Annotated in this window: 24 protein-coding genes and 1 tRNA gene; 18 read left to right on the top strand and 7 right to left on the bottom strand. The window is 41.2% G+C overall.

What is annotated here, in order from left to right; translation table 11 throughout:
• Positions 1-7 precede the first annotated feature (7 nt).
• Positions 8-1,093 carry an NHL repeat-containing protein gene (locus tag P2W82_RS01975; protein ID WP_336514153.1) on the bottom strand — a complete coding sequence of 362 codons (1,086 nt, stop codon included), beginning with the start codon at positions 1,091-1,093 and terminating at the stop codon, positions 8-10.
• A gap of 409 nt (positions 1,094-1,502) precedes the next feature.
• Here P2W82_RS01975 and P2W82_RS01970 point away from each other — a divergent pair.
• Positions 1,503-1,587 (top strand) — tRNA-Ser (locus P2W82_RS01970).
• 305 nt (positions 1,588-1,892) lie between these two features.
• Here the strand turns inward: P2W82_RS01970 and P2W82_RS01965 are convergent.
• Positions 1,893-2,180: a hypothetical protein gene (locus tag P2W82_RS01965; protein ID WP_336514152.1), complete on the bottom strand. Its 288-nt coding sequence runs from the start codon at positions 2,178-2,180 to the stop codon at positions 1,893-1,895.
• A 199-nt stretch (positions 2,181-2,379) separates the two neighbouring features.
• Between P2W82_RS01965 and P2W82_RS01960 the strand changes: the two genes are divergently transcribed.
• A complete protein-coding gene (locus P2W82_RS01960) occupies positions 2,380-2,871 on the top strand; it encodes a YybH family protein (protein ID WP_336514151.1) in 492 nt (163 codons plus the stop codon).
• Positions 2,872-2,959: 88 nt separating this feature from the next.
• On the opposite strand, the gene P2W82_RS01955 is transcribed toward P2W82_RS01960, so the two are convergent.
• Positions 2,960-4,027: a dermokine domain-containing protein gene (locus P2W82_RS01955; protein ID WP_336514150.1), complete on the bottom strand. Its 1,068-nt coding sequence runs from the start codon at positions 4,025-4,027 to the stop codon at positions 2,960-2,962.
• A gap of 264 nt (positions 4,028-4,291) precedes the next feature.
• On the opposite strand from P2W82_RS01955, the gene P2W82_RS01950 reads away from it, so the two are divergent.
• Entirely contained in the window at positions 4,292-4,786 is a 495-nt protein-coding gene (locus P2W82_RS01950) for a DUF1203 domain-containing protein (RefSeq protein WP_336514149.1), read from the top strand.
• A 19-nt stretch (positions 4,787-4,805) separates the two neighbouring features.
• On the opposite strand, the gene P2W82_RS01945 is transcribed toward P2W82_RS01950, so the two are convergent.
• Positions 4,806-5,246, bottom strand: coding sequence for an RrF2 family transcriptional regulator (locus tag P2W82_RS01945; protein WP_336514148.1), 441 nt, complete (start codon positions 5,244-5,246; stop codon positions 4,806-4,808).
• Positions 5,247-5,631: 385 nt separating this feature from the next.
• On the opposite strand from P2W82_RS01945, the gene P2W82_RS01940 reads away from it, so the two are divergent.
• The 9 genes from P2W82_RS01940 to P2W82_RS01900 all read left to right on the top strand — a co-directional run bounded on the left by P2W82_RS01940 (position 5,632) and on the right by P2W82_RS01900 (position 16,169).
• Entirely contained in the window at positions 5,632-6,108 is a 477-nt protein-coding gene (locus tag P2W82_RS01940; protein ID WP_336514147.1) for a c-type cytochrome, read from the top strand.
• Between the two features lie 37 nt (positions 6,109-6,145).
• Positions 6,146-8,176, top strand: coding sequence for a Sec-dependent nitrous-oxide reductase (gene nosZ / locus P2W82_RS01935; protein WP_336514146.1), 2,031 nt, complete (start codon positions 6,146-6,148; stop codon positions 8,174-8,176).
• A 76-nt stretch (positions 8,177-8,252) separates the two neighbouring features.
• On the top strand, positions 8,253-9,293 hold the full coding sequence (locus P2W82_RS01930) for a nitrous oxide reductase accessory protein NosL (protein ID WP_336514145.1): 1,041 nt from the start codon (positions 8,253-8,255) through the stop codon (positions 9,291-9,293).
• Positions 9,290-10,522 (top strand): nitrous oxide reductase family maturation protein NosD, encoded by a 1,233-nt coding sequence (locus P2W82_RS01925; protein ID WP_336514144.1) that lies wholly within the window; start codon positions 9,290-9,292, stop codon positions 10,520-10,522. The genes P2W82_RS01930 and P2W82_RS01925 overlap by 4 nt, the downstream gene beginning before the upstream one ends.
• The gene (locus tag P2W82_RS01920) at positions 10,519-11,277 is read left to right on the top strand and encodes an ABC transporter ATP-binding protein (protein ID WP_336514143.1); all 759 of its coding nucleotides are present in this window, start codon (positions 10,519-10,521) and stop codon (positions 11,275-11,277) included. Before P2W82_RS01925 ends, P2W82_RS01920 begins: the two co-directional genes overlap by 4 nt.
• Before the next feature lie 40 nt (positions 11,278-11,317).
• Positions 11,318-12,085, top strand: coding sequence for an ABC transporter permease subunit (locus tag P2W82_RS01915; protein ID WP_336514142.1), 768 nt, complete (start codon positions 11,318-11,320; stop codon positions 12,083-12,085).
• Between the two features lies 1 nt (position 12,086).
• Entirely contained in the window at positions 12,087-12,488 is a 402-nt protein-coding gene (locus P2W82_RS01910) for a hypothetical protein (protein WP_336514141.1), read from the top strand.
• Positions 12,489-12,590: 102 nt separating this feature from the next.
• The gene (locus tag P2W82_RS01905) at positions 12,591-14,930 is read left to right on the top strand and encodes a TonB-dependent receptor (protein ID WP_336514140.1); all 2,340 of its coding nucleotides are present in this window, start codon (positions 12,591-12,593) and stop codon (positions 14,928-14,930) included.
• A 3-nt stretch (positions 14,931-14,933) separates the two neighbouring features.
• Complete coding sequence (locus P2W82_RS01900) at positions 14,934-16,169, top strand: exo-alpha-sialidase (protein WP_336514139.1); 1,236 nt, start codon at positions 14,934-14,936, stop codon at positions 16,167-16,169.
• A gap of 210 nt (positions 16,170-16,379) precedes the next feature.
• Here the strand turns inward: P2W82_RS01900 and P2W82_RS01895 are convergent, their stop codons facing one another.
• Positions 16,380-16,856: an OsmC family protein gene (locus P2W82_RS01895; protein ID WP_336514138.1), complete on the bottom strand. Its 477-nt coding sequence runs from the start codon at positions 16,854-16,856 to the stop codon at positions 16,380-16,382.
• Positions 16,857-17,029: 173 nt separating this feature from the next.
• Between P2W82_RS01895 and ric the strand changes: the two genes are divergently transcribed.
• From ric to P2W82_RS01880, 3 genes are all read left to right on the top strand, one after another.
• Positions 17,030-17,983: an iron-sulfur cluster repair di-iron protein gene (ric, locus tag P2W82_RS01890; RefSeq protein ID WP_336514137.1), complete on the top strand. Its 954-nt coding sequence runs from the start codon at positions 17,030-17,032 to the stop codon at positions 17,981-17,983.
• Positions 17,980-18,489 (top strand): hemerythrin domain-containing protein, encoded by a 510-nt coding sequence (locus P2W82_RS01885; protein ID WP_336514136.1) that lies wholly within the window; start codon positions 17,980-17,982, stop codon positions 18,487-18,489. Before ric ends, P2W82_RS01885 begins: the two co-directional genes overlap by 4 nt.
• 95 nt (positions 18,490-18,584) lie before the next feature.
• Positions 18,585-19,013: an RrF2 family transcriptional regulator gene (locus P2W82_RS01880; RefSeq protein WP_336514135.1), complete on the top strand. Its 429-nt coding sequence runs from the start codon at positions 18,585-18,587 to the stop codon at positions 19,011-19,013.
• 29 nt (positions 19,014-19,042) lie between these two features.
• Here P2W82_RS01880 and P2W82_RS01875 read toward each other — a convergent pair whose 3' ends face one another.
• Positions 19,043-19,243: a hypothetical protein gene (locus tag P2W82_RS01875; protein WP_336514134.1), complete on the bottom strand. Its 201-nt coding sequence runs from the start codon at positions 19,241-19,243 to the stop codon at positions 19,043-19,045.
• Between the two features lie 239 nt (positions 19,244-19,482).
• Between P2W82_RS01875 and P2W82_RS01870 the strand changes: the two genes are divergently transcribed.
• From P2W82_RS01870 to P2W82_RS01860, 3 genes are all read left to right on the top strand, one after another.
• Positions 19,483-20,808, top strand: coding sequence for an O-antigen ligase family protein (locus tag P2W82_RS01870; RefSeq protein ID WP_336514133.1), 1,326 nt, complete (start codon positions 19,483-19,485; stop codon positions 20,806-20,808).
• A gap of 86 nt (positions 20,809-20,894) precedes the next feature.
• Positions 20,895-23,696 carry a PAS domain-containing protein gene (locus tag P2W82_RS01865; protein ID WP_336514132.1) on the top strand — a complete coding sequence of 934 codons (2,802 nt, stop codon included), beginning with the start codon at positions 20,895-20,897 and terminating at the stop codon, positions 23,694-23,696.
• A gap of 40 nt (positions 23,697-23,736) precedes the next feature.
• The gene (locus tag P2W82_RS01860) at positions 23,737-24,246 is read left to right on the top strand and encodes a hypothetical protein (protein WP_336514131.1); all 510 of its coding nucleotides are present in this window, start codon (positions 23,737-23,739) and stop codon (positions 24,244-24,246) included.
• Between the two features lie 351 nt (positions 24,247-24,597).
• Here P2W82_RS01860 and P2W82_RS24755 read toward each other — a convergent pair whose 3' ends face one another.
• Positions 24,598-24,837, bottom strand: a complete 240-nt coding sequence (locus P2W82_RS24755; protein WP_419555694.1) for an ARPP-1 family domain-containing protein — start codon at positions 24,835-24,837, stop codon at positions 24,598-24,600.
• Positions 24,838-25,430: the final 593 nt, after the last annotated feature.

Here is a 25,430-nt window from a genome sequence, read left to right as displayed (position 1 = left end):
TAAAGTTCTAATGAACTACTATTTTCCTGATTTTGCAATTGGCCTGGTCAGCGACAATTATATTTCCTTCATTATCGAAAGCTAAACCAGTAGGCCAGCTGAATTCAGCTTTCTCAACAGGACCATCTAAAAAGCTTCCAAATCCGCTTGCTTGCGTTTTGCCTGTGCCTGCAAATGTAGAAACTACACCAGAAGTGGTGATTTTTCGGATCTTATTATTGCCAAAGTCTGAAAAAAATAAATTGTCATTTTCATCGATGATCAATCCCCTAGGCCCACAAAGAAAAGCCGAAGATGCAGCGCCATCTAAAGTGCCAATACTTTTGGGTTGGCCGGCAATTGTTGATACTATTCCGTCAGCGGAAATTTTTCTTATCAGATGATTGTAATCGTCTGAAACATAAATATTGCCGGATTTGTCAATCGCAATGCCATCGGGTTTATTGAACGAGGCAGAAAGTGCCGTGCCGTTTTTGAAATCAGCTGCGCCATTTCCGGCGATAGTATTTACTGTATTTGTTGCAAGTGAAATGCGTCGAATTCGATTGTTATTGTATTCAGACACAATTAAATCACCATTGGCAGCAACAGCAATTCCAGTCGGACCGCTGAATCTTGACTCGGTCAGGGACCCATCTGCATATCCTGCATCCCATCCCGCTACTGTGGAGACAATTCCATCTGGTGTTATTTTCCTGATCCGGTGATTGGATTTATCCGCCACAAATAAATTACCATTTGCATCAATCGTTATGCCCTGAGGATTATTGAATGAAGCATCTTCCCCCTGTCCATCCGCAAATGTCTGGTAATTGTTACCTGCTAATGTAGTTACCTGCCCTTGAACAGAAATTTTTCTGACTCTATGATTTGCCTGGTCGGTAACATAGATATTTCCGGCCTTGTCAATCGCGACACCGGTCGGGTAATTAAAGGCAGCTTCGACAGTATTACCATTCAAATATCCCCGGCCTGCCCCGGCCACAGTGACGACACTATCGGAGGGTGTACTTGTGCTATCAGGGGCAGAAGATTTGGAACAACTAATAAATAATAATAAAGAAAAAAAGGACGGAATTAAATGATGTTTCATCTGTTCTGTTGTGGTGATCTTCACATGATAAGCACAATGATAGTAAAAAAAATTAACGGCCGAAATGCATCAGCATTGTATTTCGGTGTAAAAAATAATGCATGAGAAATTTTAATCATTCTTGAAAGTATGCATTCTTAATTGTAGTCTGCCACATGCAAATGAAGGTATCTCACGGAAAATTCAGAAGAACAAAAGACAGGCGACCATTTGAGCTGCGGTTACCAGAAAACTTCAGAACAATATCAAAAACATGTGATGACCATCAGTTTTTCAAAAGTCTTAAAGAACAAAACCGGTGGAACTAAAACGGCCATATTTGATAGCTATTCCCTGTTAAACTGAAAATAGGATTCAAACACATTCTAAATCATTTTGAAGTTCAACCTCCGCACCCTATTTTTGCGCCGGAGAGATGGCAGAGCGGTCGAATGCGGCGGTCTTGAAAACCGTTGACTGTCACAGGTCCGGGGGTTCGAATCCCTCTCTCTCCGCACTAAAGGATATCAAAGAGAATCAAATCCCTGCAAAATCAACGTTTGCGGGGATTTTTCATTACTGTGGGTTAATTGACCTGGCCAGTTTTCCGGAAAAATTTTTAATCGAGATCTTCAACCATAGCTTTCCGGATTCAGGAGGACAGCAAGAATTTTTAATTCATTGGTTCTGCGGAAACAAAATTTCTAAAGCAGTTTCTATTCAGGAGATTCGAATAATAATAGAAACCCCAAAAAATCAGCCCGCAAATTGCGGGCTGATGATTTATTTACACACTTTTAGGATAATCTTTCAATACTCATTATTGTAGCAGATTAAGATGGTCCTTGTTTCCAAATACAGGATCTGAGTAAGCAGGAATGCGTGCTCTTAGATCCGCGTTCTCTACTTTATGAGCGCGGAAATTCTGAAACAGTTTGTTTGTTTTTTCTGACAGCGAGATGACCAGGTAATGTTTCAAGTCAGGATTATTAGAAACCGGCTGAATAGTAATGTAATCTTCAAACGTGTCTTTCTCGGTTTTCCAAATGCTTTTTACAACATCTCTCCAGTGAATATTCTTCAGGTAAAAAATTGAAACATTGTTCATAGTTCGGGTTTTTAGAATAAGCCATCAGCAAATTTCATTCCCGCTGTTTTACAGTAAAATTCAGCGGTAGTAGGCCAGAAACCGCGATATTCCCACCATCAACAGAAAGTAATTTTTATAACTGCAGGAAATTTTTAACTTTCAACCTATTTAAAAAACGTTTTTTGCACATCCTTTATCAGAAGAATAAAAATAATTTATGAAACGCAAATACCCGAGCGTAGCCCTGATCGGTTTCACCGTCGCCTTGTTTGCCTGCAATGCTCAACAGAAAGAATCTGCCAGCGTCGTTGACAAGGAACAAATAAAAAAGGAGATCCAGGCCAAAGAAGATGAATTTGCTGCAACTTATAATGCAGCTGTAGTTAAAGACATCGGCTATTATGCAGATGATGCACAAAGCTTTTTTCAAAACAGGCCTGCACTGGTAGGAAAAGAAGCAATCGTGGAATTTTTAAAAGCCGATGTAGAAGGAACGGGTGGAAAACACAAAATTTCTTTCAAGACAAATGATGTATTTGTATCAAACGATGGAAATCTCGTGGTGGAAGTCGGCTATTTTACGGTAGTGGATTCTACCAATACCGGCATTAATAAGGGCAATTACATGAGCGTTTTTGAAAAACGAAATGGGAAATATGTATGCGTGAGAGACATGAGTGCATCAGATATTACACTTCCTGAAGAATAAGAACATAAGAAATATCAAACGGTCAGATGAAAGAGCATTTCATCTGACCGTCGTGATTTTATATTAAAAGTGAATTGACTAAAGAAGATTAGCGTCTCCTTCCTCCCCCACCTCCGCGCATGCCACCGCCTCCCATACTACGACCGCCCCCGGATGAAGGCCTGCTGGACATTGTTGATCTGTTGGAGGTCGTTGCACGGCTGGATGTTGAAGCACGGTTGGACGTTCCTGCACCAGCCCTGTCCAGGCTACCGGTCGATGGCCGATTAGAGGTGCCGGCAGAAGGGCGATTGGAAGTGCCCGCTGACGGGCGGTTGGATGTTCCAGCCGTGGGCCGGTTTGCTGATCCGGTTCCATAGCTCCCATTCTTCCTGTTATTCGCAACCGTATTCGAAGTATTACGGCTGTTATTATAATGATTGATCTGATTTCTGTTTCCCGTATTGATAATGACATTATTGTTACCACCATGGTAATGTCCTCCATAATACCCTCCATGATAGCCCCAATGATTGGAGCGATAAATACCTACAGCCATCACTGTCGCAAATCCAAACCAGGGTGGATAAAATCCATAGTAGTATGGTGGAACATACGGTACATATGCAGGTGAATAAATGTATTGCACCACCGGAGGAGATTGAACAACCGTCACTTGCTGAGCCGGTACGTTTACGGTGACAGGATCAGCCCCGACATATCCAGGGTTTGCTGTGACGGATGAATTTCCCTTCGGCTCAATGACATAATCTTTTCCATATAAATCTTCGTCACCAACCATCTGTATAGACACTTTATCCTTTTTGTCTTTGCTGACCAGTATCACGGCCACATCCTGGGTTTCCGTTTTGGCAACATCTACCTGGAGTATAAATGAAAATGCGTCACCATCCTTCTTGGTAACAACCTTTATAAAATCTACCTTCTTATCGAGGTTTAAGTCGAGATTATTTATGCCTGTTTTTTCGTCGTTTAAAGATTTCTCAAAGGCTTCAATGGTTTTTGATTTCTGAAACAATGTCAAAACTGCATAGAGATCCAGGTTATCTCCAGGCAAGCCTAATAACTCAGTAGAGTCGGCACTGTCCTGGGCGGAAAGAGGCTGACTCAGCAAGCTGATCGCCATTATCAGGAATGGCAACAAACATTTTTTCATTTATAGATTGTTTAATCAAAAGAAAGTGTTACAAGTTAGGCAATACTATTCATACGACAGTAGATTAACCAGGTTGGCGGTGTCCTCAGAATAGGGTTATACTGTTAAATGAAAATGAGTTCAGCGGTTCATTTGCACTTTCCATTTTCAGGTATATTGATCCAAACCCTTTAAAGAAATAGGTTTAATACGACAATTTCAGGAATAGCAGGATCCGGGTTTTTCAACAGATAAAATACTGCCAGATTTGCGTCAAAACTAAATATGATCAATTTTCAAATCACTCCCCTGGACCACACTCTCTTAACTTATTTATTTGAACTCGACGAGAAGGAACTGCAACATCTGGGCGCTGTAAAAATGACTGCAGACAGAAACACAGGTTATCCCTGCAGGATTAGTCTGACCAATGCCGGGATAGGAGAAGAAGTTATTCTTTTACATTACAAACATCATCAGACTGACTCACCATACCAGGCATCCGGACCAATCTTTATCAGGAATAACGTAAAAAGCGCAAAACTGGAAGTAAATGAAATTCCAGCAATGCTCACCGATAAATTACTATCCATCAGAAGCTATACTAACAAGGGAATGCTGAGAAAAGCGGATGTTATTGACGGCAAGGAACTGCGGCAAGCATTAATCACCGCCTTTACGAACGCGGAGATAAACTATATACATATACATAGTGCTAAAGAAGGTTGCTATCATTGTACTGTAAATCGTACAACACCTGAACACAAGAAATCATCTTAACCGGCATGGCCTTTAAACGTTAAATAGTCGCAATACTTTTGATAAACTCCGGTTGCTCCGGGTTTAGTAGATCCCCGATACTGGTATTCATCAAAGTCCGCTGTAAATCCTGTTTAAATGAAACCATTTTTTCATGTAAAGGACATGGGTGACTGGGATTGCATTTTTTAAGGCGAAGGACACAATTATCAAACTGAAGTTCGCCATTGGTTAACGCAACCAGATCAAACAGGGTGATGGACAAGGTTTCCTTATTTAAAGAGAAACCACCATAAGGACCCTTTGTGGAATCAAGAACTCCTTTTTTTACAAGTTTCTTCAGCACCTTGCTCAGAAAATGTTTAGGGACCATCAGTTCCCGGGAAATGTCGTCCACACGAACTTTCGATTTTTCATTGTTGATCAGGGCCAGGTATAGAATCGCCCGGATAGCATAGCCCGATGATTTTGAAAATATCATAAACGCTTGAATAGATTCAGAACGCCAAACCTATAACCGGGACAGTTTTTTCCATCTGATCAAAATCATCCCACCGATTAATGTTCATCAGTTGTAAATGATCCTGATCGGAAAAGGCACGGTAATCTTTTTGTTTAAAGATCCATCAAAGGGGAGTATACAAAAAGAAGAATGAAGTGTTGGGATGTGTAATATGTACATTAAAAAACATGATCTATATTATATGATATCTGGCTTTATTCAGGTTCATTCCAAAAATAATATGACATTGATCATTATCATGTGCACGGTTGATACGGATCAGTTGTTAAATTAGTCATGAAAAATATTTTTGTTTCATAAGAGATATATATGTCTTTTATGATTTCACCTTCAATTCATCACAATGAAACTCCATTTACGATTGACTACTGTATGCTTAGTCGGAGCAATTTTGTTTTTAGGATCATGTAACAATGAAGGGAAGTCCGGGGAAGAAAAATCTTCCGAAGCGCAGGATAAGCCAGCTGATCAGGCGGAAGTGCACGGAACAGAAATGAAAGCGGGAGATATTGAATTGACCACGCCATTAAATCAGCAATGGGTAACCGCTGGTAAAGGCATTTACGAATTAAAATGTCAATCCTGTCATAAGCTTACTGATGAGAGACTGGTTGGACCTGGTTGGAAAGATGTAACTAAAAGAAGACAGCCTGAGTGGATCATGAACATGATCACCAATGTGGATATGATGCTCGAAAAAGATCCTGAAGCTCAGAAATTACTCGAGCAATGTCTTGTCCGTATGCCTAACCAGAATATATCAAAAGACGAGTCGAGGCATATCCTCGAATTTATGCGATCTAATGATGGGATACAATAACATGTAAAGCCATTCTTTTCATTTAATAATTATCAATATGAAATTTCATCACTTCAAAACCTCCGCGGTTTTGATACTGGGCTTCTTTTGCCTTCTATCAATCAACAGTTGTAAACCCAAAACTGCTCAATCGGCCGCTGTAGGTGACGCCACCAAATCATTTATTGCTCCGGGTCAACACGATGAATTCTACAACGTTGTTTCCGGAGGTTTCAACGGCCAGATCGGGATATACGGAATCCCTTCCGGCAGATTGTTCCGGATAGTACCGGTATTTTCTCAATCAGCAGAAAGCGGTTATGGATTCAGTGAAGAAACAAAACCCATGCTTAATACATCACACGGTTTTGTTCCATGGGATGATCTTCATCACATCGCTCTTTCTCAAACAAAAGGCGAACATGATGGCCGTTGGGCTTTTGCGAATGGAAATAACACGCCCCGTCTCGCAAGAATCGACCTCAGCACGTTCCGTACGGCGGAAATCCTGGAGATCCCTAACAGCGCAGGCAACCACGCTTCTCCTTTTATCACCGAAAACTCTGAATACGTTGTTGCTGCTACACGCTTCAGTGTACCGCTCGATGATCAGAACGGTGATGTTCCTATTAATACCTACAAACAGAATTTTAAAGGATCCATCAGCTTTGTATCAGTAAACCCAACAACAGGTGAAATGAACATTGCCTTCCAGATCCGTACCCCGGGAGTCAACTTCGACTTATCAAGAGCTGGTAAGGGCAAATCCAACGGATGGTTTTTCTTCAGCTGTTATAATTCTGAAAAAGCCAACACATTGCTCGAACAGAATGCTTCACAAAGGGACAAAGATTTTGTAATGGCAGTGAACTGGAAAAAGGCAGAAGAATATCTGAAAGCTGGCAAAGCAAAAAAACAAACTGTGAAGTATGCTCATAATATGTATGATGAAAAAACACATGCAGCCACCACTTCCATGAAAACTGATGTTTTTGTTCTTGATCCTGCTGATTGCCCCGGGATGTTGTTCCTTATTCCCTGTCCAAAATCTCCTCACGGAACAGATGTTGATCCTTCCGGCGAATACATTGTTGCGTCAGGAAAACTGGCAGCGAGCATCCCTGTTTTCTCTTTTGCGAAAATTCAGAAAGCAATTGACGATAAAGCATTCGATGGCGACTACGACGGAATACCTGTTATCAAATACGAAGCTGCTTTGCAGGGTGAAGTAACAAAACCTGGTCTCGGCCCTTTGCACACAGAGTTCGATGGAAAAGGTAATGCATACACTTCCATGTTTGTGTCTTCTGAAATCGTGAAATGGAGCCTGAAGGACCTGCAGGTACTTGATCGTGTACCAACGTATTATTCTGTCGGTCACTTGTCGATACCTGGCGGACCAACTGCGAAACCTCATGGGAAATACATGATCGCCTATAACAAGATCACAAAAGACCGTTATCTGCCGACAGGACCTGAACTGACTCAGAGTGCGCAGTTGTATGATATCAGTGGAGATAAAATGAAACTCATTCTTGACTTCCCTACTACAGGCGAACCGCATTATGCTGAGGCATTACCAGCAACCCTGATAAAAGACAAACAACGAAAAATCTTCAGGATCGAAGAGAATTCACATGCATTCGTTTCTAAAGGCGAAGGTCAATCGAAAGTAGAACGAAAAGGCAACCAGGTTCACGTGTGGATGACAGCCATACGTTCGCATCTTACTCCTGACAATATTGAAGGCGTGAAACTGGGCGACGAAGTTTATTTCCATGTCACCAACCTCGAGCAGGACTGGGATGTACCACATGGTTTTGCCATCAAAGGTGCGAACAATGCAGAGATACTGATCATGCCTGGTGAAACACAAACATTGAAATGGGTTGCAGACAGAACCGGAATATTTCCTTTCTATTGTACAGATTTCTGTTCTGCACTGCACCAGGAAATGCAAGGTTATCTCAGGGTATCACCTGCGAATTCAAATGTTGCTTTACTCTTTAGTACCGGTACAAATAAACCTGCTGTATCAGCAGAAGGAGCGCCGGCCGCTGAAACTTCAAAAGCGCCACCAGCAAAATAAATGGCTCCAACAAGGCGCATGAAGCGCATGCGCCTTGTCTATTTTCTTCCACATGAAATGTTTTGAAACCAGGATTATGAAAAAGATGAGTACAGCTTCACGCATGATTATAGCAGTTGGCTCACTGGTCATGTCCGTATTGTTCTTTGTTCCGGTCTGGTCTATTTATCTGATCGCGCCGCAATACCCTGAAGGACTATCCATGCAGATCTGGCTGAATAAGTTATCAGGACAGGTGGACATCATCAACGGACTCAACCACTACATCGGCATGAAACATATCAGGGAAGAAATGTTTCCTGAATTTTCGTACCTCATTTACATTCTGGGATTCTTTATCCTGTTTGGATTGATCATATCGTTTACCGGTAGCCGAAAACTCCTGATTACATACCTCGTTACTGCGATGTTTGCAGGCATCGCAGCGCTGATAGATTTTTACCTGTGGGGCTACGATTATGGACATAATCTTGATCCCGCAGCTGCGATCAAAGTTCCTGGCCTTTCCTACCAACCTCCATTGCTCGGCCATAAGAAGCTGCTCAATTTTGATTCCTACTCCTATCCCGATACCGGCGGCTGGATTATATTGGCAGTGACAGGTATTTTCTTTATCACCTGGTTTTTCGAATGGCGAAAAAACAAAAAACGACAATCAATGACGAGGTCCATTAAAAGCGCTAGTGTCGCAGTTGCCGCAATAGCATGCTTCTTTATTTCCGGTTGTAATCCAAAACCTGAAAAAATAAACCTGGGAAAAGACAATTGTGCTGAATGCAGGATGACCATCATGGACCCTAAATTCGGTGCTGAAATAGTCACCAGGAAGGGCAGGATTTTCAAGTTCGATGATGTCCATTGTCTTGCAACATTTATGCAAAGACGCAGTGTTGAAATGAACGAGATACACCAGACATTATTCGTTGACTATAACAACAATGCTGGATTTATTACAGTATCCTCTGCAGAGTTTGTTGTGAGCAGTCAATTAAAAAGTCCGATGGGAGGAAATGCTGCAGCTTTCAAAAATGCTGCAGAAGCAAAGAAGAAAGCCGAAGAAATTGAAGGCAGTAAACAAACCAACTGGGCCACTCTTTATAATATACTGGTGAAATGAAATGGCCGCTGATCATATTGAATATTTGCCTTTTCGCACAGGCGAGCGGAAACACAATCACAGTTGGGAAAAATGCCCCGATTACTACTCTTCGCCAGGCAATACAGATTGCCAATGCCGGAGATACTATATTGCTTCAAAAGGGCATCTATAAAGAAGGAAATATCCTGATCAGTAAACCTGTTTTCCTATTCGGTATCGGCAATCCGATTCTTGATGGTGAGAATAAAAATGAAATTCTAACACTCACCGGGAAAAATATAGTTATCACCGGAATTCAGTTTGCAAATGCGGGCTATTCTTCCATGAATGACTATGCTGCAATTAAAGTAATTGATGCAACAGGAATTTTAATCGAAAAGAATATAATTACCAATGCATCGTTCGGAGTGCATATGGCCAATACCATTAATTCCGTCATAAGAAATAATCAAATTGTTGGCACAAATAAATCCGAACATCTTTCAGGCAATGGAATTCATCTCTGGAAATGTGATCAGATGCTGGTGGAATCAAATTCTATAAGCGGTCATAGGGATGGCATTTATTTCGAATTTGTCACTGCATCGACAATCAAAAACAATCAGAGCAAAAAAAATGTGAGATATGGCCTTCATTTTATGTTTTCCAACAACGATGCTTACCTCGGAAATACATTTGAAAATAACGGTGCTGGAGTTGCGGTGATGTATAGTAAAGAAGTGCGAATGGAAAACAACTTCTTTCACAAAAACTGGGGTGCTAGCGCTTATGGAATTTTACTGAAAGACATCAGCAACAGCCATATCCTGAACAATCGCTTCGTTCAGAATACAGTCGGCATTCACATGGAAGGAAGCAGTCGCATTGAGATAGGGAAAAATGTTTTTGAATCAAATGGATGGGCGCTGAAAGTACAGGCCAGTTGCGATGATAACAGTTTTTTCAATAACAATTTCTACGGAAACTCTTTCGACGTAGCCACTAACGGGACTATGGCGCTGAACAGATTTAGAGGCAACTACTGGGATAAATATGAAGGATATGATCTCAACAAAGATGGCACTGGTGATGTTCCTTATCACCCGGTCAGTATGTACGCGATGGTGGTAGAGCAAAGCCCTTCAACATTGATATTAATGAGAAGTTTCATGGTCACACTGCTGGACAAAGCAGAAAAAGCCATGCCCAGCCTGACTCCGGAACACCTGGCGGACAATGCGCCTGTGATAAAACCTAATAAGTTATGATCAGGATTGAAAATATTAATAAGAAATTCAAAAAGCTCCAGGCGCTGAATGATATCAGTGCAATCTTCAATCGTGGCCAGGTGATTTCCCTGATCGGGCCTAACGGTTCCGGTAAAACGACGTTGATCAAATCCATACTTGGTCTGGTTAAAGCAGATAGTGGGAATATTTTCATCAACGGAAAACAGATCAATGGTGATCCTTCCTACCGCAGCCAGATTGGATATATGCCCCAGATCGGAAGGTACCCGGATAATATGCAGATTGGTCACCTGTTCAGGATGATGAGAGATATCAGGAAATTATCAGAGTCAGATGTAGATGCTGACCTTCTCGTAAAATTCAACCTGATGTCCATCTTCGAAAAACCTATGCGCACATTAAGTGGAGGAACAAGGCAGAAAGTAAGTGCTGCACTTGCATTCTATTTCAATCCCGCAATACTGATCCTTGATGAACCCACGGCGGGCCTTGATCCGCTTTCATCAGAAATTCTGAAAGAAAAAATCATGCAGGAAAAGAAAAAAAACAAACTGATTCTTATCACATCACATATCCTGAGTGATCTGGATGAACTTACCACGGATGTAATGTACCTGCAGGAAGGCCGCATGGTTTTTCTGAAAGACATCAACGCACTCCGACAGGAAACAGGAGAAGATAAACTGGGCAAAGTGATCGCCCGCGTCATGAGAGACAATAAAAAGAATTCGCTCTGGATCGATGAAGTGCTGGCAATGAAATCTTCCGATTGATGAGTTACTAACTTTTCAGGGGAATTAAAACAATGAAATTATGCTCAAGCTCACCCGATATGTATTGTATGACATTTTACGAAGCAAAATCGTCATCGCGTATACATTGTTTCTGTTCGTAGTATCATTCGGTTTTTTCCAGCTGGAAGAAAATCAAAGTAAGGCAGTGTTGAGTTTGCTGAATATTGTATTAATCGTCGTGCCATTGATAAGCATGATATTTACGACTATTCACTATTACAATTCCTACGAATTTATTGAACTGATGTTGTCTCAGCCTTTGAGCAGAACCAGGATTTTATTAAGTGAGTTCACAGGTGTTTCTTTATCGCTCATCAGCGGATTTTTAATCGGTGTAGGAGTTCCTGTTTTGTTCTTTTCATTCAATTCAATAGGAATTTCGCTTCTTCTTGCCGGAGTTGCATTGACCCTGATATTTACTTCACTGGCTTTTCTTGCTTCAGTAAAATCCAGAGATAAAGCCAGAGGCATAGGAATGGCTTTATTGCTTTGGTTTTATTTTGCCCTGATATATGATGGTTTAGTGTTACTGATACTTTTTAGTTTCAGTGACTACCCCACCGAAAAACTAACTCTTGTGCTGTCTGCATTTAATCCAATAGATCTTGGCCGGATTTTTATCATGCTGCAAATGGATGTCAGTGCGTTGATGGGATATACCGGAGCGTTGTATAAAGAGTTTTTCGGAAGCGGCAACGGAATTCTTTTTACTGTTGGAATTATGTTCTTGTGGATCATATTACCTATGTTTGCGGCCGCAAAGATTTTTAAAAACAAGGATCTTTAGGATGGTCTCCTATCGAAAATATCATCCATTAAAATATATCATCAATTCAGTTTTGATTCTGTTGCTGATGATGCAAACCTCCAATACCTGGTTTGTCGTTATGGCATTCCGGATCAATATTGATTACATCAAAGCAAATCTTTGCGAGAACCGGGATCGTCCAAAACTGAAATGTGGCGGTAATTGTGTTCTGATGAAAAAGCTGAAAGAAAAAGAATCTAAAGAACAGGATCCCTCCGGTTCTTCAAGGGTTGAATTCAGCTTACAGATATTATCTTCAAAATCATTCTTTGCAACAGTAGAAACAGTAGAGCCTGACTCACAGGTTACTTATTGCTCTCCTGCAAATTCAAGCAAGCCCGTTGACAATTCACTGGGTATTTTCCATCCACCATCTGCCTGATCATCTCCATCATTACACTGTTTAGCTTCTAAAAACTATTGCAGCCTTGCATTACCATGCCATTGCGTATGGGTTGCATTGCTTTACTTAAATGTGAATTGTATGTCACGCATATACAGATTTGTTGCTATTGTATTAATCATCTGCCTATCGTCTGGCGCGATTGGACAGGAAATATTCAAAGGGAAAATTATCGATGCAACCACTAAGGAACCAGTTGCGGGCGCTTCTATACATTGCTCTGCTGGTTGTTCCTGTGGATGTATTACAAATTCGCTGGGCGAGTTTGAGTTAAAACCAAGAGCCAATTGTTGTGTATCCTTCCGGATTTCTTCCCTGGGTTACCAGCCGCAAACCATCAATACAAATTCTTCGGCGACCATCGTGAATCTCCAGCTGGAAAACACTGTTTTACAATCTGTAGTGGTAACAGCGAATCGGGAACTGACTAAAAGATCTTCAGCGCCTGTTGCCATCACAAGCATCTCATCAAAAATGATCCAGGATGCGAAACCAATTACGGTTGACCAGGTGCTCAATAAAGTGAGTGGCGTGTACATGGTCAATCTCGGCAACGAGCAACATAGTATGAGCATCAGGCAACCAATGACAACGAAAAGCCTTTTCCTGTACCTGGAAGATGGAATTCCGGTAAGAACTACTGGTTTATTCAACCACAATGCCTTGCTGGAAATGAATATGGCCGCTGTTAAAAATATTGAAGTAATCAAAGGACCATCTTCTTCTCTCTACGGTAGCGAAGCTATCGGTGGCGTAGTTAATTTTATCACTATCGCACCAACTGCGCTACCTGTCGCAAAGTTATCGTTACAGGGAAACACCATCGGCTATAAAAGAGCCGATCTGCAAACTTCATTCAGCTCAGGCAAATGGGGCTTCGCATTGAGCGGATATTATGCAGACAAAAGAAACAGCTTTATCCAGTACACTGATTTCCACAAAGCAAATCTGACTGCGCGTATCGACTACAGATTCAGTGAAAAAACGACTTTGGTAAATAGTGTCACCTGGCTGGATTACTACAGCGATATGACGGGCAGTATCGACAGTGCAGATTATGCAGATAAATCATTCGAAAGTACTCAGACCTTCACCTATCGGAAAGTGAATGCATTGCGCTACCGATCTACACTTACTCACATCTGGAATAACAACTGCAAGACCAATGCGTCTGTTGTTTTCAGAAATAACTCAATCGGCCAGAATCCAGCATATGCCATAAGGAATGATTACCGGAAACTATCCAGTGGAACCTGGGTCGGACAAAAAGATCTTGCACATGGAGAGATCAACGAATCTGCTTTTAAAAGTTATGCAGCCATCATTCAGCACAGGCAAAATCTGAACTGGAAAAAAGCGGTATTCATTGGTGGGATAAATGTTGATTTGAGCCCATCTACTTATTCTGCAGATTACATACGTATCAACAGGGATACTGTTTCAAATATCTATACCAGTTACAAGCCTACTGATAGTGTACTTACCAATTACAGAACAGCCATGAACAACTACGCATCATTTATCAATTTTGAGTTTAATCCGGTGGAGAAACTCAGGGTTGTGGCTTCACTCCGATACGATTTGTTCCGTTACAATTTTGACAATCATCTTAAACCATCTTCTTATAGTGGATCACCTGACACTGTAAATTATTTTAGCAGGGTAAGTACAAAAATTGGATTCACTTATAATCTTTCATCATCGATAGGTTTCTACGCCAACTACAGTGAAGGCTTTGTGCCGCCGCAGGTGACAGAGATGTACAAAGGAGTAAAAGTTCCTGAACTCAAACCATCAGTATTCTACAATTACGAAGTAGGTGGTTGGGCAGAAATCATCAAAGGGAAAATGAGTGCAGACCTCAGTGTGTATATGCTGAAAGGAACCAATGAAATTATCTCCGTACGAATGGATGATGGAAGCACACAAAATATGAATGCAGGTCGAACCCTGCATAAAGGAATAGAATTGGGATTGAACATAAATCCTGTGTCCAGTATCAATATTCGTTTTAGTGGAGCATTGAGCAGACATGAGTTTGTTGACTTTGTAGAAAAAGGCAGTTCATATAACGGCAACCTGATGAACGGCGCCCCTGCCTGGATGCACAATGCTGAGATCTGGTGGAAACCTGCATTTGCAAATGGTCTTAGACTCGGCCTTGAATGGCAAAAACTCGGTAGCTATTTTATGGACCCGTTGAATACAGTAAAATACAATGGATACGATGTGTTTCATTTTCGCGTCGGATACAAATGGCGCGCAATGGAAGTCTGGATGAATGTGATGAACGCAACAGGTAAATACTATGCCTATACAGCGAGCAAAAGCAATTCAGGTTATAGTTACACTCCGGCAGAACCAAGGAATTTCAACATGGGTATCAGTTATGATTTTGGTCACCTGTTTAAAAGCAAATAAGTCATGCGTTATTATTATATCAACATACTCATCGCCTGCTGCATTTTATTTTCTTATTGCAATACTGGCAGCAGTAAAACCAAAACAGCTTCGTCAACAATACAATCCGGAGTGGCTGTGAAAGTCGACACATTCCCCGCAGAGTGTCCGTTTCTGACAAAGGACAATCATAATAATGTTGTTCTTGGATGGGCAAGGTCAATCAACGATTCCGTTTCTGTTTTTTGTTATGCTGTTTCACCCGACGGCGGAAAATCGTTTGGAGAAACCATTGTCATTCCCGGAAGCGACAACCTGAAAGCGCATGCTGAGAATCTTCCCAAGATAATTTACAAACCTTCGGGAGAAATCATTGCGTTATGGGGAGCTTCAAATCCTGACCCGAGAAATAAATACTCTGGTTTGGTTTATTATACTCAATCATTTGATCATGGAAAAACCTGGAACAAAGCAATACCACTGGTAACTGATACTTCAGGTTACGATCAGCGATATTATGATGTAGATCTTCTTCCTTCCGGCGAAGCTGCCATCACCTGGCTGGATAACCGAAAACAATCCGCTGCCGATGGATCTGCATTATATTTCGCCAGTACATCAGGCAGGTCGGGTTTTAAAAATGAAAGGATGATCACTGAAGGATGTTGCCAGTGTTGTCGGACAGATTTGTTTATCGATAGCAGTGGTAGAATTCACGTACTCTACCGTGGAATTATACAGGATAGTATCCGGGATATGTTGCACAGTGTATCAACCGATGGTGGAAATAAATTTTCAGATCCCAGGTTGATCAGCAATGATCGTTGGATACTGCGAGGCTGTCCGCATACCGGACCTGCCATGACTGAAAATAAAAAGGGAATTCATTTTGCCTGGTACACCGGTGGCAATAACAAAGGTTGTTACTATACACTATCCGGAGATAACGGCGAGAGCTTTGTACCAAGGCAACAGGTCAGTAATGCAGGGTCGCACCCCCAGATTACAACAACACCATCTGAAAAGCTGATCATCGTTTGGGACGAATTTGTAAACGCGGGTGATGCACCAAATAAAAGAATCGCTGTTCAGATCAAAAACCCTGATGGAGAAGATGAGACCCGTGGATTTGTAACATCTGACAGTACCGATTCTTCATATCCTGTTGTGGCATCTACAAAAAACAATGGGGCCGTTATTGCCTACCTGAACAAGGAGAACAAAAAAACATATGTGATGTTTCAGCGCGTTGACTGGTAAAAGACCTAACAGGTCTTTAAGACCTGTTAGGTCTGATAAACCTGGCAGGTCTTTTAAACCTGGGAGGTTTAGCACCCCCAAGGTTGTCCATATTTTCACCGAAATTGCGTGCAAACTCCCAAATATTGATGTGTTTTTACCGGGAGTGTCTTCCGGAAAGCAGAACCTGGTAGGTCTAAGACCTACCAGGTTTATAAAACCTCGCAGGTGTTAGTGCCAGATTCCCGCAACTGATTTCCGTTCAGCGGAATGATTAGGAAATATTATCTCCTGGTTATAAATTATTTCCCAGGTAACAGGCATTGCTTTTTTCAGCATATGACTTACACCACATATTTTTTCCTGGGAATCAGTTATTGCATTCAAAACATCCTGTTGATGCCCGGGATCTCCGGATAAGGAATATATCATGTGAATAGCGACATACTCCAGCGGTTGTTGCTTGCTGAGCTCTCCCCTGACTTTCATTTGAAAATCCGATAAAAAAATTCCGGACTTACGCAAAAGCGCGACAACATCCATTCCGGTACATCCGGAAAGGGCTGTCAAAATAAAGGGCTTGGGAATTGGTCCTTTATCCTCTCCTCCCACTCTTGCTGGTGCATCCATAACAATAGTATGTCCATTCACGTCCGCATTGAACTGCATCTTTCCTTTCCAGGTAGTTTCAATTTCATGATGTGCCATAATAAAGGTCGTTGCTGCAAAATTGGCGGTTGACTTTCGTTATGATGCTGACCTTGATCATGTGTTATTTGCCACCTGGATGATTTTGATCAGGAAGTCAAAATTCCCTTTTATTAAAAGCATTTAAATACTTTTATTATCTAGCTTTGTACAAGATCGAAAAACTATTCAATATGATTACCGAAAACGAACAGATACTTAATGTTACGACATTACCTGCAGGTCAAAAACATCCTGCCATTTTTCAACGTTTTGATGATTTGAAAGAAGGAGAAAGTTTTACCATTCACAATGACCACGATCCGAAACCTCTTTATTACCAGTTGCTGGGAAGACAAGGAAATATTTTTACATGGAACTATCTGGAAGAAGGACCCGAATCGTGGAAGGTAATTATAGGCAAGAAAAATGCTGATGAACGCGATGAGACCATCGGGGAAATAGCAGCAAAAGACCTGGCCAAAGTAAGAATATTCAAAAAATATGGACTCGACTTTTGTTGCGGCGGAAGAAAGACGGTGAAAGAAGCATGCATGGAAAAAGGAATTGATGTGGTACAGGTTGAACGGGATCTGACGCAGACATCTGAGATATCGCAGGTCAGTTCACTACCCTATAACCAATGGAAAGCAGATTTCCTTGTGGATTTTATTATCAATACACATCATCGCTATGTTCGAAACACGTTGCCGGAATTACGAATGTATATTTCGAAAGTTGCAAGAAAACATGGCGAAGAACATCCGGAATTGCAAAGAGTTTATGACCTTGTAGAAATGGTAAACGAAGAGCTATTGTCGCATATGATGAAAGAAGAAACTGTTCTTTTCCCATATATAAAGGAATTGGTAACTGCCGGTGAAAACAAAATTGTAAGAGGCCCATTTGGTTCTGTTGAAAATCCTATCAGTGTAATGGAAAAAGAACACGAATCTGCCGGCGAAGCATTAAGTGAAATCAGGGCACTGACTAGCAATTACACTTTGCCAGAGGGAGCATGCGCTAGTTTCAGTGTACTATATAGAATTCTGGAGGAATTCGAAAATGATCTGCATATCCATGTTCACCTTGAAAATAATATCCTGTTCCCGAAAGCAATTGCCCTCGAAAAAGAATCCTATTCATGAAAGACCGTCTCCCACTTAAAAGGCACCAGGCTCTTGTAGAATTTTCCCGTGACCATCATTATGGATTATTACTGGTTTGGAAAATAAAACAGGGCCTGGCCAATGCCATCGATCCGGAGCGGATCGCTAATTATGCTGTATTTTTTTTTGATCACGACCTGAAGAAACATTTCAGCGAAGAAGAGTCAGATCTTTTTCCATTATTACCAGTAGATAATTTACTTAGGCTACAGGCGGAAAATGATCATACACGCCTGACTTACCTTATTGAAAATATTCGTCAAAATAAATCCAACAGGATATTGCTCGCCGCATTTGCGGATGCATTAAAACTTCATATTCGTTTCGAAGAACGGGAATTATTTGAGGCAATACAAACGGTATTACCAGATATTAATTATGAAATCAATTCACCTGGTGCCCATAAATGCAACAGTGATCCTGACGCTGATTGGCCGGATATTTTCTGGATGCCAGAGAATGCAAATACAAAAAAAGAAAAGTAATATTCAACTCAAACTCCAGGGCGCATAGACACCCGTAGTCTACACGGATTACTATAATTTTGTTTTGAGTATCAAATATTTTCAAAGAGATACAGATGTTGAGCCTGACCTGTAAAACAGCTGTGAAAGCAGTATTGTTCCTTGCATCAAGAAACAAAACCGGTACGAATGCAGGAATAAAAGAAATAGCCGAGAATATTGAAGGAAATGAACATACTGTAGGGAAGCTTCTGCAAACCCTGGTGAAAGAAGGTATTATCAATAGTGTGAAAGGCCCTTTCGGGGGGTTTCATATAACAACGCAGCAGCTGAAAAAGCCTATCATAACTATTGTAGAAGCCATTGATGGAAAAAATGTTTTTAAGGAATGCGGCCTCGGATTGAGCAGGTGTTCTTCAACACATCCCTGCCCTATCCATAATGAATTTAAAATTGTCCGTGATCAATTGCAGGCGTTGTTTCTTCAGAAAAAGATTATCGATCTCTGTGAAAATGTAAACCTGGGACTGGCGCATTTATTCTAAAATCAACTCCAAAATACAAGGTGAAAATTTTACCTGTTTCCACTTCTGCCTGTCGTACTCACAGAATCCTGCGGCATAGAATCCTGCGGTAATGTTTGCATCGAAGATGTATCCGGAGATGCCGGCCCAATTGTCGCGGAATCGCTGTTGTCAAAACTTTTATCACCACCTGTACCACATGCAGAGAGGGCCATTATTGCAATGGATCCCAACATTAGAATCTTTTTCATCTCAGTAATTTTTTGTTACTTAATGTTCCTTTTGTTTCTCCTGTCGAAAGAAACATATACCATGCCACCAACGTTTTAACTAATTTCCCTCCTGATATAATCCACAGATTTACCCAGCATGCCGGTTCTGCGTACGAGCTTCATCACAATCGCTGAGTTTTCCCAATGCGATATCACATTTCATTAACGAAAACATTATTTTTAGCCGTTGATGATAACGAGAACGAAGAACAATTTTAATGTCAACTGAAATCCCTGTACAGAATAACAAATCATTTTACTGGATCCTGACAGTATTTTTATTCAGCTCGATTTTACAGGATCTGCTGCATCTACCCCCTCCGTTCGGAAAAATTCAGTTGGCTGAAATTATTTTCGTCCCCTTTCTCTTGTTTTATCCTTACCATATTATTAAACGCTTCCGAACAGGAGGAACCGAAAAGCGTCTTCTCCTATTTCTATCTGTTTATCTATTAGTCAATTTTGCAGGCGCAATAAAAAGCGGCTCGATACCATCTTTATTTGAAACAGCAGGTCGGTTTTATCTTGCACTTTCTTTTGTGATGATCGTCATCTATTTCGATCAGTTTTCCAGGCAGGAACTGATTTTCTATTTCACAAACATTTGCTTCGCGATGAGTTGGATCCTTGCATTGCTTGGTATCAGCGGATATTTAGTGCAATTGTCAGGAATGGAGAATAGTTTTGTTATTCGCCTGGACGACTATCCGTATATCGGTACAGTATTTCGATTGAAAGGACCCACCTTTACTCCGACCATGTTTTGCACCCTGCTCACGCCTGGAATTTTTCTAGGACTATTCAATTTTAAAACTCTGCATTATCGCCCTTCAATAAAAAAAATACTTTTCGCTGTAATTCTGATTGCTGCATTTTTTAGCTTCTCAAAATCATTTTTCATTATTCTTTGGGGAATTTTTCTGTGGTGGCTATACATTAAACAATGGCTTAAGGCTCCGATTGCATTGCTGACTTCTATCCCACTGATCATTTTTCTTTTTATTGCAACACATTTTGTATTTGCAGAACCGGGCACAGAAAAATACGAACGGTATATGCAAACAACTTTCATAAGTGATCAATCCGCGTTTGAAGTTGGAAAATTGAAGGCGCTGGAAACATCTTATTACCTGAATAAAAAAATTGCCATCGGGATATTTCCTCAACATTTTCTTATCGGCATCGGACCCGGAAATTTTAATTCTGTTGTTGATGATTATAAATCGATGGGTATGTATCCTGAAAGATTTTTCAGCTATGATCCACATTCAGCATGGTTGGGCGCAATTGCTGAAAACGGAATTCTGGGTTTTTTTGCTATTTTGCTTTTCATACTTATACTTTATTTACCGTTGACAAAGTTTTCGCGTTTCGCCAAATATGAAGAACGCTGTGCTTGTTTTATCATCTTCAGCTTCTTCATAATCGAAGGAATTGCGACCGATATCTTCAATTTTCGTCACCTGTGGATATTCTTCGCAGTTTGCTTTTTAATACTGAGAAAATCATCTGTAAAAACAGAATTCCAGGACCCTGTCTCATGATGTCTTTTAATTCTGTTTTTATCTCAGAGGAAAGTTGCAGCTAAATTGATTTTCTGCTGAGTTTAACTTATGTTGCGTCTGCGCTCATGAATCATAGTACCATCCAGATAAGACTTGCATTTATTTTTTGCAAATCCCTGATCAGGGAAGCCTGGCAATCACCGCAAAAGTCTGAGCTTCTCGGCCAGCATCCTGTCTCCTGCCAACTGGGGAAAATTCTTCTTCGCATTGCAGATGAAAATCCGGAATTGCAGGACCATGGATTGCTGGAATTAATCACGCTTCATAATCGTTTGCACGAACAACTGAACAATCTTCCGAATACATTCAATCCAGGAGCAATTTCAGATAACCTGATTCAAGCAAATCCCCACGAATCACTATTCATCAGGATGGAAGAATTGGTTGTAAAGTTGGAGGAGTTTATCGGGGAGAAAGAGATTGAATTGTCTGATCATACCGATCTGACGGAATATTCTGCTGAGCAATTGAAAACCTTTTTACTTACGATTGATCAACATCTCAGCGCAAAAGTGCAGGAACTGGAGACGCATAAACGAATTTCACAATTAAAGGATACGGGTCTCAGAAGTATTGTGGAACAGGCTCCTTTTGGAATCGCGATATTGAGCGGAACTGATATGATTGTTGCGATGGCCAACAAAGTATATCTTAAAATTGTCGACAGAAAAGCAACTGAATTTATTGGGCGCTCACTTTATCAATCACTGCCGGAAGTAAAAGAACGAATTGATCCGATCCTGCAGCAAATATCAAAGACCGGCGTTCCCTTTTACGGAAATGAATTTGAAGTAATGCTGAGCCGTTTCGGCAAAACAGCAAAATCCTATTTCAATTTTGTTTATCAACCATTGTTCGAAGCCGATGGTTCGATACACCGCATCATGGTTGTGGCGGTTGACGTAACGCAGCAGGTGGTCGCGAGGCATCAATTATTGGAAAGTGAACAACAATTTCGAAATATGGTAACCAATTCGCCGATTGCGATGACCATATTTCGGGGCAACGATTGGGAGATAGAGATGGCCAACCAAACTATGCTCGAGAAAGTGTGGCGACGCGAACTATCAACTGTACAGGGTCGAAAACTACTTGAAGTATTTCCCGAACTCAATGATCAGAGATTTCCAGCTCTTCTGCGAAGAGTTGAAACCACTGGTGAACCGCATCGCGAATCGGAAGCAATGGCTTTTGTAGAAGGAGATGACGGCCTAAAAAAATTCTTTCTGGATTTCGAGTATGCGCCACTGTTTGGTAAAGATCAGTCGATTGAAGGATTAATGGTTAGTGTATATGATGTCACAGAAAAAGTTGAAGCCAGGAACCAGATCCAGGATGCAGAAAAAAAATACCGCAACCTCATTGATTCTCTCCCTATCGCCGTTTATACCACGGACGCAAACGGATTTATTGATCTATATAATCAAGCTGCAGCAGAGTTATGGATGTACACACCAGAAACGGGTAAAGTCCGTTGGGGTGCATCAAAAGCATTGTATTACACCGATGGGTCAAAAGTGGAACGCGAAAATTCTCCGGTTGCAAAAACACTGAGAAATGAAAAGCAACCACCGACGGAACTGATCATCGAGCGACATGATGAGAGCAAAAGACATGTGATTGTATATCCACAGGCAAGGTATGCCGCGGATGGAAAAATCAATGGAACTTTGAATGTGTTGATTGACATAACAGATCGTATACAGGCGGAAAAAGAATTGCGACTGAGCGAGGAACGTTTTCGTGTTCTGGCAGATGCAATGCCGCAACTGATCTGGACTGCCGATGCGTCAGGAAGTGTCAATTATTACAGTCAGACCTTTTATGATTATTGCGGACTTACTTATGAAGAAATCAAAGGGGGCGGCTGGGTTGTTTTCATTCATCCCGATGACCTTGCCGGAAATATTGAAGCCTGGAGTGAATCGATAAATACAGGAAAGCCATATTATTTTGAACATCGTTTCCGCAGGTATGATGGGGAATACCGCTGGCAGATGACGAGGGCGATTCCATTAAAAGATGAAAACGGCAGCGTGCGACTTTGGGTAGGAACCAGTACTGATATCAATGACAGAAAGCTATTTATCGATCAACTGGAACTACAAGTGCATCAGCGGACAATCGAACTCAAACACGCAAATGAAGAATTGATCCGTTCCAACAACGAATTATCTCAATTTGCCTATGTCGCAGGGCATGATCTGCAGGAACCGCTCCGAAAAATCCAGACTTTTATCTCCTATATTCAGCGTGTAGACGAAGCCAATTTATCAGCAACTGGAAAAAATTATTTCGAAAGAATCCATTCTTCCGCGTGGCGGATGCAGCAGCTGATCATCGATATGCTCACTTTTTCCCAGGTGAACAATAACCAACGCCATTTTGAATCTGTCGACCTCAGCAGGGTAATCGCGAATGTGAAAGCACAGATCCATGAAAGCATCGAGGATAAAAAAGCGAAAGTGGTGGTAGGACAACTTCCTGTCATACGTGCCGTGTTTTTCCAGATGGAACAGCTGTTTACAAATCTGCTGAGCAATGCTCTGAAGTTTGCCAGAAAGGATGTCACGCCGGTAATCGAAATTTCTGCAACAGCTGTCGATGCAAAAGATGTAGCCGGCTCAGATGCTGTTTTGAAGCAATATGTAAAAATTGAAGTAAAGGATAATGGGATAGGTTTTGATCCCCAGTTCAAACAGAAAATATTCCAGGTATTTCAACGATTACATACCAGAGAAGAATTCGAAGGAACCGGCATTGGCCTGGCCATTTGCAAGAAAATAGTCGAAAACCACGAAGGATTTATTCATGCAGAAGGAAAACCTGATGAAGGAAGCATATTTACTATTTATCTTCCCTCATAATTTTAATTTTAAATTTATTCAACCACAACCCGGCTGTCATATGAAGATTACACTGCCCATCACGATCCTTTTCTTTGTCATCAGTTTTTTCATCATTCGTCAGCTATTGAAATGGAACGAGGATCTGAGCAACGGTATGGCTGAAAAGAAAATTCATGCCTGCAACTGGGAGCCTGCCGAAAAATGCCAGGAAGCTGTACAGTACTGGCGCGATGATGCAGAACGAACTTCCATCGTAAAGAAGATCGTTGGACTCGATCTTTTATATATGTGCATCTATGGCAATTTCCTCGCATTTGCTCTTCAAACACAATCCAGGAAACCTCAACCAGAATGGTTGCGCAAGTGGCTCCAGATTGGGATACCTTTTATAATCGTATTTACGCTGATTGCAGCCTTCCAGGGCGTCACCATTTACAGACTCGTCACCGACCTCGACAGCCAGACTTTTGATCGCCGGCTGCTCACAAAAATAAAATGGGTGCTGTGCACCATCGGGCTACTTCCATTGATATTGAGTTTGCTGCCCTTCAAAGCAAAGCAACCATGAAGGAGAATAGAGGATAGACGATACGGAATACAGGGAAAAACATAAACGAAACTGAAAACGGAAAACTGTTGGCCGGTCTTTCCACTGTTACTTTTTTCAGCTTGCGGTTTCACTTCTTTCCCTGCTGCCCAATCAGAAAAAATAAGAAGAAAAAAGAAAACGAAACTTTCCATTTCATCATCAAAGTTGGGCTGCATCCGTTGCCTGCAGCCTCATTTAACGCACCTGATATTTGCTGGCCATTGCCTATCAGGATCGCCTCGCCCGCGTAACTGTGCAGGAGACTATTGAACTGTGTTTTAAAATATCATGTGTATCAAACATGTCACACTTATCTTTTGGTACCACTTCTCAAACCTTCTGCCGCTTTCTCTCAGTACTCATTAAATCCAGGTGGGCTATAGACCGTTGATCTCGCCTGGCTCCCTCAATCTGCCACTGTCCGATTTCAACACAGAATACCGGCAGATGTTTCTTGCCGCTTTTGGGTTCCGGCAAAACATCTTTGTGAATGACCCAGTCCTGCCAGCCACCTTTGACAAGGTCACCAGAAATAATAATGAGCGTATCAATACTCAGCTTTTCAACAATGAGTTTGTTAACTCAGCCGCCATTTGATTTTCTCTAATCCTGACTTTATCTTATGAAAGCGCCGCCGGTAGTGACACGTACTTTCCAACGCGCAAAACTTTCTTTGAAACTCTGCTTCGCATAAAGAGGTAGATCCGGAGCTTATCAAAACTGAACTGTTTTTGCTTTTTAATTGAACCGGGCAGGTCGGGATAACGGTTTTGATCAGTGAATTGCGCGAAAGAAAAAAAGGAAAGAAAAGGATTGAAACCAAAGTAGCCTTTTTCATAACCAGTAACTCTTTTTCCAGGTTTTGAGAAACTGAAATTTTGTATAGACAACCATTTAGAATGTTTTGTTAAGAACAAAATATTCAGCTGGTTTGGCCCGGAGATTGACGTCTACATACACCCCATTTACACCGACACTTTTTTTTTAAATAGCTTGATTTTCATTGGGGTCGGTATGATTTTTTAAAATCATTATTCATGCTGCTTTCTGAAACACATATATCCCGGCTGGTCCCTGAAAAAACTTTTCTGAGACCAATCAAGTCCGAATCAACAAACAAAATTGTGTCGACAACTTTGCATCATCTGAAAGTCTTTTCAGAG

Source organism: Pollutibacter soli, assembly GCA_029269725.1.
In the GTDB taxonomy this organism is placed as follows: domain Bacteria; phylum Bacteroidota; class Bacteroidia; order Chitinophagales; family Chitinophagaceae; genus Pollutibacter; species Pollutibacter soli.
The sequence above is the reverse complement of the archived record's forward strand: the minus strand, read 5'-3'. Positions and strand labels throughout refer to the sequence as shown.

Coding starts and splice junctions, on each gene's coding strand:
- P2W82_RS01900 (WP_336514139.1), top strand. CDS start 14,934: ATGCGTTATTATTATATCAACATACTCATCGCCTGCTGCATTTTATTT.
- P2W82_RS01945 (WP_336514148.1), bottom strand. CDS start 5,246: ATGATATTTTCAAAATCATCGGGCTATGCTATCCGGGCGATTCTATAC.
- P2W82_RS01875 (WP_336514134.1), bottom strand. CDS start 19,243: ATGAAAAAGATTCTAATGTTGGGATCCATTGCAATAATGGCCCTCTCT.
- P2W82_RS01950 (WP_336514149.1), top strand. CDS start 4,292: ATGATCAATTTTCAAATCACTCCCCTGGACCACACTCTCTTAACTTAT.
- P2W82_RS01955 (WP_336514150.1), bottom strand. CDS start 4,027: ATGAAAAAATGTTTGTTGCCATTCCTGATAATGGCGATCAGCTTGCTG.
- P2W82_RS01965 (WP_336514152.1), bottom strand. CDS start 2,180: ATGAACAATGTTTCAATTTTTTACCTGAAGAATATTCACTGGAGAGAT.
- P2W82_RS01915 (WP_336514142.1), top strand. CDS start 11,318: ATGCTCAAGCTCACCCGATATGTATTGTATGACATTTTACGAAGCAAA.
- P2W82_RS01905 (WP_336514140.1), top strand. CDS start 12,591: ATGTCACGCATATACAGATTTGTTGCTATTGTATTAATCATCTGCCTA.
- P2W82_RS01910 (WP_336514141.1), top strand. CDS start 12,087: ATGGTCTCCTATCGAAAATATCATCCATTAAAATATATCATCAATTCA.
- P2W82_RS01920 (WP_336514143.1), top strand. CDS start 10,519: ATGATCAGGATTGAAAATATTAATAAGAAATTCAAAAAGCTCCAGGCG.
- P2W82_RS01870 (WP_336514133.1), top strand. CDS start 19,483: ATGTCAACTGAAATCCCTGTACAGAATAACAAATCATTTTACTGGATC.
- P2W82_RS01885 (WP_336514136.1), top strand. CDS start 17,980: ATGAAAGACCGTCTCCCACTTAAAAGGCACCAGGCTCTTGTAGAATTT.
- P2W82_RS01865 (WP_336514132.1), top strand. CDS start 20,895: ATGAATCATAGTACCATCCAGATAAGACTTGCATTTATTTTTTGCAAA.
- P2W82_RS01895 (WP_336514138.1), bottom strand. CDS start 16,856: ATGGCACATCATGAAATTGAAACTACCTGGAAAGGAAAGATGCAGTTC.
- ric (WP_336514137.1), top strand. CDS start 17,030: ATGATTACCGAAAACGAACAGATACTTAATGTTACGACATTACCTGCA.
- P2W82_RS01880 (WP_336514135.1), top strand. CDS start 18,585: ATGTTGAGCCTGACCTGTAAAACAGCTGTGAAAGCAGTATTGTTCCTT.
- P2W82_RS01975 (WP_336514153.1), bottom strand. CDS start 1,093: ATGAAACATCATTTAATTCCGTCCTTTTTTTCTTTATTATTATTTATT.
- P2W82_RS01925 (WP_336514144.1), top strand. CDS start 9,290: ATGAAATGGCCGCTGATCATATTGAATATTTGCCTTTTCGCACAGGCG.
- P2W82_RS01860 (WP_336514131.1), top strand. CDS start 23,737: ATGAAGATTACACTGCCCATCACGATCCTTTTCTTTGTCATCAGTTTT.
- nosZ (WP_336514146.1), top strand. CDS start 6,146: ATGAAATTTCATCACTTCAAAACCTCCGCGGTTTTGATACTGGGCTTC.
- P2W82_RS01960 (WP_336514151.1), top strand. CDS start 2,380: ATGAAACGCAAATACCCGAGCGTAGCCCTGATCGGTTTCACCGTCGCC.
- P2W82_RS01940 (WP_336514147.1), top strand. CDS start 5,632: ATGAAACTCCATTTACGATTGACTACTGTATGCTTAGTCGGAGCAATT.
- P2W82_RS01930 (WP_336514145.1), top strand. CDS start 8,253: ATGAAAAAGATGAGTACAGCTTCACGCATGATTATAGCAGTTGGCTCA.